General features: G+C 45.5%; 2 protein-coding genes. Both read left to right on the top strand.

The genetic code is table 11. The annotated features are described in order from the left end of the window. Positions 1 to 122 precede the first annotated feature (122 nt). Positions 123 to 377 carry a hypothetical protein gene (locus AAGA18_16270; GenBank protein ID MEM9446897.1) on the top strand — a complete coding sequence of 85 codons (255 nt, stop codon included), beginning with the start codon at positions 123 to 125 and terminating at the stop codon, positions 375 to 377. A gap of 53 nt (positions 378 to 430) precedes the next feature. Beyond that, entirely contained in the window at positions 431 to 1,366 is a 936-nt protein-coding gene (locus tag AAGA18_16265; protein ID MEM9446896.1) for an IS5 family transposase, read from the top strand. The last annotated feature ends 138 nt before the right edge of the window (positions 1,367 to 1,504 follow it).

The raw sequence follows: 1,504 nt of genomic DNA, 5'->3' as shown, positions 1-1,504 counted from the left end.
ATCTGATAGTAGTATTTTAACAAAACCATTTCATTATAAATTGTTTGATAATCTTCAACGGGGAGAATATTAAATTGCAGGGTTGTCCTATCATTTTAAGTAAGCGCTTGCTATTACTATTAGTGGCCTTAAATGAAATTTTTTTCTGTTCACTTACTTTTAGAAATTCTTACTACGGTTACTCTGCAGCTGAAGACAATGACACTGAGGATAATCCTTCAACAACATGGATGATGTCGCAATCACATTTTGGGATTTATGCGGGTTTAGCACAAGGCGCTTATTCCCGCGGAAAGTTTGAACATTTTCTTGGGGCGTTGTTGCATGAAGCCCTTAGGCTAGACAAAGAAGCATACAAAATGGCGGTAATTATTTGATATTGATGAACAAAGAAAGGTTGAGCACACTCTAGAGAACCTTCTACAGAGAGGTGCTCGTGGGGAAAGTAGCATACCAAGTCCAAAATTGGCCGGAATATAATCAAGCCCTTTGCCACCGCGGCGACATCACCGTGTGGGTTGAGGAGAATACCTTAGAGTCCTGGTATGCCGATCCGCAAGTAGGCAAACACGGTGCCCAGTTCCTTTACAATGAGAGCGCCATTCTCTGTGCCCTCACTCTTCGTGCCATCTACCATCTTCCTCTCCGACAAACCCGAGGGTTCTTGACTGGTATCTTCAAGATGATGGGGCTTAAACTGGATATCCCTTGCTACACGACCCTTTGCCGCCGTGCTAAGGATTTGGACGTCCAGTTACCCCGCTCAGGCAAACCTGCTCACATAGTCATCGACAGCACCGGCCTGAAAGTCTTCGGCGAAGGCGAATGGAAGGTACGTACCCATGGGGTTGGCAAGCGTCGGACCTGGCGCAAACTGCATTTGGCGGTCAATCCCGATACTCATGAAATTGTTGCTCACGCTCTGACAACTAACGACGTCCACGATAATGAGGTTCTCCCAGATTTGCTAGCCGGCGTCGATGATCTCGAAAGCGTTGCTGCTGATGGCGCGTATGACTCTCATCAATCCTTCGATTTTATTGAGCAAAAAGGTGCGATACCACTCATTCCGCCAAGAGAGGGTGCTGTGATTGCTCAGCACGGCAACTCCAAGCAGCCTTGTCTTGCTCGTGATGAGGTAGTTCGAGCCGTTAAAAAACAGGGGAAAAAGAAGTGGAAACGTGAATCAGGGTACTCGCGTCGATCTCTTGCTGAAACAGCTATGTTTAGGGTGAAGCAAATATTTGGGTCAAAGCTGAGATCGAGGGAGTTTTCAAGGCAATCTACCGAGAGTTCCATCATGTGTAGAGCTCTTAATTTGATGACTATGATAGGTATGCCCGTCAGCGTGCCACGAACAGTTTAAATTAATGTTAAAATCGGGGGATCATTTATCTAGCTATACTTCATGCAACAACGCCGCAATTTTCCCTAAATTTCTAATCAGCTAATATCAGAACTTATTTGCAAATGCGGCCCACTCCACCCTCTAGGGATAGGATTT

The sequence above is a fragment of the Verrucomicrobiota bacterium genome (assembly GCA_039192515.1).
Taxonomy (GTDB): domain Bacteria; phylum Verrucomicrobiota; class Verrucomicrobiia; order Methylacidiphilales; family JBCCWR01; genus JBCCWR01.
Note: the sequence above shows the minus strand (reverse complement) of the source record. Positions and strands in the feature narration are given on the sequence as shown.